Origin of the sequence: Roseovarius sp., assembly GCF_018066915.1 — a bacterium.
Taxonomy (GTDB): domain Bacteria; phylum Pseudomonadota; class Alphaproteobacteria; order Rhodobacterales; family Rhodobacteraceae; genus Roseovarius.
In genome coordinates this window covers 1-6,196 of sequence record NZ_JAGPVV010000320.1, presented here as the reverse complement: position 1 = coordinate 6,196, position 6,196 = coordinate 1, and the positions used below count along the sequence as shown (strand labels likewise).

The following is a 6,196-nucleotide window of genomic DNA, read 5'->3' as shown; positions in this document are numbered from 1 at the left end:
GCGAGAATCACGGGATGCGTTGGCGGGGTTTCGGCCCAGAGTGCGGCCAGCCGTTCGATCACGAGCCGTTGGCGGGTTTCCACATCGGGGGCGGCGCCGCCTGCCTCGAAATAATGCCGCACGATGCCGAGAAAGGATTTGATCCGCGCCCAATGGCCAGATTGATCGCTGACATCGAGCGCCTCGATGGCCTGAGGTGAGACGCCTTCGCCGTGCATTTCATCCATCAGCCCGGCAAGGCTATCGGAGAGGTCATAGATCGCGCTGCGCGGGGCGAGATCAGGGGCGTTGTCGAGCAGCGTGGTGATGAGTTGCACCAGTTCCAGCCTGCGGCGAAGAGGCGGCACCGGATCGGGGATATGGGCGAGATCCCACAGCTCTCCGAGATCGGTCAGAAGACTGATGCGCGGCAAGAGGCAGGGCGGGCCTTGGTCGAAGAGCTCGCGGATACGGCGCGCCATGCGACGGGTGTTGACGATGAGCTGCACGCGCGCGAGGGTTTCGTGCGGCTGGCCTGCGTGACGCGCGCGCAAGCCCTCTACCAGAGCGCGGGGGAAGTCCACGCCGGGCGGCACGCCATAGAGGCGGGGGGTGTCCGAGGGATCAAACATCAGGGGCGGCCAGCAGGGTTTCGGCAAGGGAAATCCCCTCGGGGCGGCCAACATCGCACCAGTGGCCGGGGTAATCCGCGGCATAGAGCCTGCCATCGGCCAGCATCATGTCCCAGAGGCGGTTTAGGGAAAATGCGCGCTCGGGGATGGTGTGGAGCAGGTCGGGTTTCACGATCTGAAGCCCGGAATAGACAGAGCCCGCGCCGCGTGTGGCGCGCCCGTCGGGGGCAATGTGGAAATCGCCTGCCCCGTTATCGCCCACGGCCTGCGCGCGCGGGATGCAGAGCAAGAGCGCGTCCATCTCGGCGGGGCGCCAGAGGCGTGCCAAGTGGTCGAGCGGGTTGGGGCCGCGCCAGACCGCATCGGTGTTCATGGTAAAGACCGGGCCGGGGCCAAGCAGCGGCAGAGCGGCGCGCAAGCCGCCGCCGGTCTCGAGGATTTCGGGCGTTTCATGCGAGAGGCGGATATCGCGCCCCGCGAGATGCTGCGCCAGTTGGTCGGGCAGATAATGCAGGTTGGCCACGACCGGGGCCGCGCCATGCGCCGTGACGAGATCGAGCGCGTGGTCGATGAGCGGGCGACCCGCCACCTCGATCAGCGGTTTGGGCCGGGTCGCGGTAAGCGCGCCCATGCGCGTGCCAAACCCGGCGGCAAAGAGCATCAGCGGCAGGCTCATGGCGCGCGTTGCGCGCGCAGGCGCTCTCTGATGGCCGCAGTTGGCGCAGGCAGGGCAGCGCGCAAGATTTCCGCGACCGGGGCCAGCGCCAGGTGATCCAGATCCCGTTGCAGATGATCCCAGACGCGCGGCATGAGGTCGATATAATGCGCCTTGCCATCGCGCAGGCAGAGCCGGGCAAAGACACCGAGGATACGCAGATTGCGCTGCGCGCCGAGACAGTGATAGGCGGCCTCGAAGGTGGTCTGATCGGTGCCGGTCGCAGCACAATAGCGGGTGATCATCGCGGTCTCGATACTGTGGGGCACATCACGGCGGGCGTCCTGGAGCACCGAAACCAGATCATAGGCGCGGTGGCCGGTCATGGCATCCTGAAAATCGAGGAGGCCGACACGGGCCGCGCCAATGCGCCCCGGCAGCCAGAGCAGGTTTTCGGCGTGATAATCGCGCAGGACGAGAACATCAGTGGTTCCGGCATACTGGCGCAAGAGACTGTGCAGCGCGGCGAGCGCCTCGGCCCGCTGCGGACTGTTTTCCCCCGTGGTACCGGTGAGATACCAATCAAAGGCAAGGGCCGCCATCTCGGTCATCGTCTCGGGACCGTAGGGTTTTAGGCCCTCGGGCGGGGTCGCGCGGTGCAGGTCGATGAGCACATCGGTGGCGGCGGCGTAAAGCGGCTCCTCCATCTGAGGGGCGATGGGGATGACGCGGGCAAAGAGCGCGTCACCCAGATCCTCGAGAATGAGGAAGCCATGCGCGGTATCCTGCGCCAGAATTTGCGGCGCAGAGAGACTGAGGCCGGTGAGGGTGCGGGCAATGTGCAGGAAGGGGCGCACATCCTCGCCGCGTTCGGGCGGGGCATCCATCAGCACGGCGCTCGTGCCGGTGGTGGCATGGGTCAGACGCAGGTAGCGCCGGTTCGACGCGTCGCCAGCCAAGGGCGCAATCGCCGCCCCGGCCCAATCGGTTCCCGCGAGAAAGTCCTGCATCAAACCCGTGCGGTCAGTCATCTAGTAGTCCCTCCAATCGCTGTGCCCACCTGTCATCCTGCCACGTGATCCGCAAGAGGCGGCGCTCCTCTGCGCCGGGCTCGGGGACGGGAGTGAACTCCAGTCCGAGCGCATCGGGCGGGGTCATGTCGCCCAGCCGGTCGGGCCATTCGATCAGGCAAATGGCGTCGGTAAACGCCTCTGTCAGGCCGAGTTCCACCAGTTCCATGGCATCGCTCAGGCGGTAGAGATCAGCGTGCCAGATCTCGGCCCCCGGCCCCTGATAGGTCTGTACCAGCGTATAGGTGGGCGAGGGCACATCCTCGGGGATTATCAGCAAGGATTGGATCAGGCAGCGGGCGAAATGGGTCTTGCCCGCGCCGACACCGCCCGAGAGCAAGAGCGCATCACCGGGTCGGAGCCGGGGTGCCAGCCTGCGTGCCAAGGCGCAGGTCGCATCGGGGCTGGCGAGTGGGATTTGGGCGCTGTGATCGGACATACCCCGACACTACACGCGCCGCGCCCGCCCGCAACCCGGATCAGCGCGCGGGCAGGTCCACCCGGTCCGCCTCGGCTATAGTGCGATCCTTGAGACAGAGCATGGATTGCCCTCGGCCAAGCGGCACGACACGGATGTCTGCCCCCGCCTGCCCCGGCGGACCGGCGCGATCAAAGAGCGTGGCAACCAGACGCCGCGTTGCGATACGATCCTCGACCTCGGGCCAGAGACCGGGATCGGGATAGCGCGCGGCGCAGGCGGCGATAACATCATGCAGGCCCATATCGGCAAAGCTCGAATCCGGGTCGACCCCCAGCATCTCGCCAAAGGCGGTGTTGCAAAAGAGCAGGCGACCATCCTGCGCGAGCACGGCAATGCCCTCTTCCAGACGGTCGATAACCGATTGGCGCAGGTCCATCTGGAGCCGGTGGCGGCGCGTCGTCGACACTTCGAGCGAGATATCCTCGATCAGAAAGGCCACGGCACCGTCGGGATGGGGCCGCCCGGTGACGCGGTAGGTCTGGCCCGACGGCAGGGTCCAGACCTCGTGATAGAGACCGCCCGTGGCACTCTTGACCATATCGGCGATCTGGCTGCGCCAGCTTGCGTAATTCTTGGGTTCGGGCATCACCATCCGGTCGCGCAGCGCATCGAAAAAGCCAAAGAGACTGGGCCGCGCGCTAAGGAATTCCGGGGGCAGGCCCGTGAGATCCGTGAGCGCGGGGTTGAAGACCGCGAGCGTCATCGCCCGGTCAAAAACCACGAGACCGGTTGTCAGATCGGCAAAGGTCTTGCTGAGGGTCTGCACGAAATCGCGTTGCAGCGTTTCGGCGCGAATGAGGCGAGTGATGTCCTGTGCATGGTGGATACGGCCATGGGCAGTCTGGGTCACATGCAGCTCATAGCTGTGATCCGGCTGGCCCGCCTCGCCGGCGAGGCGGAGCCGAGTGCAGGAGGTATCACCCAGCTCTGGCGGCGTATCGGGCTGCGCGGTCAGGTGCGGGACATGGGCTGGGGGCACCTGTCCCGCGCTGTCATTCTGCCAGATCACCGCACCTGTTGCATCCATGATCCAGACCGGCATCGGCGCGCGCTCTGCGGCAACCGCGCGGGACAAAAGATCGTGACGCTCTTGCGCTGCGGCATGGCGGGCAACGGCATCCATCGGGGCCGCGTCGCGCAACACGGCGCGCCAGCTATCACTCTGACGGGTAAGGGTGAGGGTCGCGCCATCCTCGGCCCGCAAGCACAGGCTGTCGCCTACGGGCATGTCGCCTGCATCCGGCGGCAGATCGCCAAAGCGAAAGCCCATCCAGCGACGAAAGCGCGCCCAATCGCTGCTCTCGTCGGGGGGGACCGGCAGGGGCAGGGTGCGGGCGTCGTGATCGACCAGCGCGCCGTTGCGAAAGAGAAAGGCCGCGTCCGGCCTGACTGGTTTAACCTGCGCGCGCGGGGCGTGAGGCCGGGGGCGGCCCAAGAGCCAGAGCACCGCGAGCGACAGAATGAGAGCGATCGGCACCAGACGGGCGATATCCGAAACGGTCATGTCAGGCATCCGCATCCCTCGCAGGTTATTCCCGAGAGGGAGAGTGGCGCAGAGTGGTTAAGGGGCGATTAACGCCGACCGGGATCAGCCGCGCAGGGGCTGATTGAGGCCCAAGGCGGGATTGAGCGGCCCGGATGGTGCCTCGATCGCGTCGCGAGGCCAAGACACCTCGACCAAAGCACCGGTGCGCGCGGCACGGCTTGCCTCTTTGCGAAAGGAATCCGAGCCATTGGCAAAGGTGAGATCGGCGCCCGACCGCTCGAGCAGGGTCTTGGCGATAAAGAGGCCAAGACCCATGCCCTCGTATTCCGGGCGCTCTGGATCGCTGGTGGGGGCGCGGCGGCGGATGAAGGGATCGCCGATGCGCCCCAGCATATCGGGCGGATAGCCGCGCCCGTCATCCATGATTCGCAGGGTGATGGCATCCTCTGTCCAGCCGCTCTCGACCCAGACATTCTCATGCGCGAAATCCACGGCGTTCTGGATCAGGTTGCGCAACCCATGGATCACCTCGGGGCGGCGCAGCACGGTGGGCTGGGTGATCAGATCGCCTTCGCCATGGTCGAAATGAATCAGTTTCCCCCGGTCGACATGCGGCTCTGCTGCCTCTTCGATGAGCGCGGTCAGGGGGGCGCTGCGCAGGTGCAGGTCGTCCTTGCCCACCCGCCCCATGGAGCGCAGGATATCGCGGCACCGGTCGGTTTGCTGCACGATGAGGAGTGCATCCTCGCGCAGGTCCGGGTGATCGGCCAGCTCCTCTGCCAGCTCCGCGCTGGCCAGTTTGATCGTCGCCAGCGGCGTGCCCAGCTCATGCGCGGCGGCGGCCACCACGCCGCCCAGATCGGTCAGTTTCTGTTCGCGAGCGAGCGCCATTTGCGTGGCTTGCAATGCGTCGGACATGGCGTGCATTTCTTGGACGATCCAACGCGAATAGACCCCGAGGAAAAGCACCGCGATGACAATGGCCACCCAATTGCCAAAGCGGAACACATCCGGCATCGCCAGAACGAACCCATCCTGAAGCCGCAGCGGCAGGTAGAACTGCATCAGGAGCGTGACGATCATGATCGCCATCGCTCCCAGAAAGGCGGTCGAGCGTCCCGAGAGCGCCGAGGCCGACACCGTAACCGGCCCCACGATCAGGATCGAGAAGGGATTGTGCAGCCCACCGGTCAGATAGAGCAAGAGCCCCAGTTGCAGCATGTCAAAGAGCACGACAAGAAAGGTATCCTGTTCCGACAGGCGCTTGTTCTCGGCAAAAACAAAGGCCGCAACCAGATTGCTGGCGATGGAAACACCGATTACCAGAAAGCAGAGGCCGATTTCGAGATCGAGACCATAGATCCGCTCGGCGATGATCAGGGCGGATGCCTGACCGACGATGGCCCACCAGCGCAAGAGGACCAGCGTGCGCAGCCGAATCCAGTTGCCGCGCTGCCGGGATTTCAAGGGTTCAGGCGAGAGATGGGCCATATGTGCGTCTTGGTCCCATTGCATGCAGGGGGTGGGATGATACATAAGCAACGTCGCACTCTGCCCCCACGAACGCAAGGATATCCCATGACCCGCCTGCTTGCCATTGCCGCTGGATTAGCCGTCATCGCCGGGCTTGGGATCACCTATGCCATGACCATGATGAAGGGCGAGGACGACCAGTTTGCGCAATGCCGGGCCTCGAATGTCGCCGGCGGTGCGGCGCAGATCGGCGGCGCGTTCACCCTCGTGAGCGAGACCGGCGAAACCGTGACCGACAAAGAGGTGATCGACCAGCCGTCGCTGATCTATTTCGGCTATACGTTCTGCCCCGATGTCTGCCCTCTGGACGGTGCGCGCAACGCAGCAGCCGTTGATCTGCTCGAGGATCGGGGCGCGATG

6 protein-coding genes and 1 pseudogene are annotated in these 6,196 nt (G+C 65.2%); 1 reads left to right on the top strand and 6 read right to left on the bottom strand.

The genetic code is table 11. The features are described 5' to 3' along the window. The 6 genes and pseudogenes from KBT70_RS18130 to regB all read right to left on the bottom strand — a co-directional run. Positions 1-611: pseudogene (locus KBT70_RS18130) on the bottom strand (double-strand break repair protein AddB); the annotation flags it as partial. Next, positions 604-1,287 carry a nucleotidyltransferase family protein gene (locus KBT70_RS18125; RefSeq protein ID WP_296637507.1) on the bottom strand — a complete coding sequence of 228 codons (684 nt, stop codon included), beginning with the start codon at positions 1,285-1,287 and terminating at the stop codon, positions 604-606. The pseudogene KBT70_RS18130 and the gene KBT70_RS18125, both read right to left, overlap by 8 nt. After that, positions 1,284-2,297, bottom strand: coding sequence for a phosphotransferase (locus KBT70_RS18120; RefSeq protein WP_296637506.1), 1,014 nt, complete (start codon positions 2,295-2,297; stop codon positions 1,284-1,286). The genes KBT70_RS18125 and KBT70_RS18120 overlap by 4 nt, the downstream gene beginning before the upstream one ends. Beyond that, entirely contained in the window at positions 2,290-2,775 is a 486-nt protein-coding gene (tsaE, locus tag KBT70_RS18115) for a tRNA (adenosine(37)-N6)-threonylcarbamoyltransferase complex ATPase subunit type 1 TsaE (protein ID WP_296637505.1), read from the bottom strand. Before tsaE ends, KBT70_RS18120 begins: the two co-directional genes overlap by 8 nt. 40 nt (positions 2,776-2,815) lie before the next feature. Then, positions 2,816-4,321, bottom strand: a complete 1,506-nt coding sequence (locus KBT70_RS18110) for a PAS-domain containing protein (protein ID WP_296637504.1) — start codon at positions 4,319-4,321, stop codon at positions 2,816-2,818. 84 nt (positions 4,322-4,405) lie between these two features. Further along, positions 4,406-5,794, bottom strand: coding sequence for a sensor histidine kinase RegB (regB, locus tag KBT70_RS18105; protein WP_296637503.1), 1,389 nt, complete (start codon positions 5,792-5,794; stop codon positions 4,406-4,408). An 87-nt stretch (positions 5,795-5,881) separates the two neighbouring features. Here regB and KBT70_RS18100 point away from each other — a divergent pair. Further along, the coding region (locus KBT70_RS18100; protein WP_296637502.1) for an SCO family protein at positions 5,882-6,196 on the top strand (315 nt) is incomplete at its 3' end.

Bases quoted from the DNA above. Each gene is read 5' to 3' on its own strand.
- KBT70_RS18125 (WP_296637507.1), bottom strand. From the start codon at position 1,287: ATGAGCCTGCCGCTGATGCTCTTTGCCGCCGGGTTTGGCACGCGCATG.
- tsaE (WP_296637505.1), bottom strand. From the start codon at position 2,775: ATGTCCGATCACAGCGCCCAAATCCCACTCGCCAGCCCCGATGCGACC.
- regB (WP_296637503.1), bottom strand. From the start codon at position 5,794: ATGGCCCATCTCTCGCCTGAACCCTTGAAATCCCGGCAGCGCGGCAAC.
- KBT70_RS18120 (WP_296637506.1), bottom strand. From the start codon at position 2,297: ATGACTGACCGCACGGGTTTGATGCAGGACTTTCTCGCGGGAACCGAT.
- KBT70_RS18110 (WP_296637504.1), bottom strand. From the start codon at position 4,321: ATGACCGTTTCGGATATCGCCCGTCTGGTGCCGATCGCTCTCATTCTG.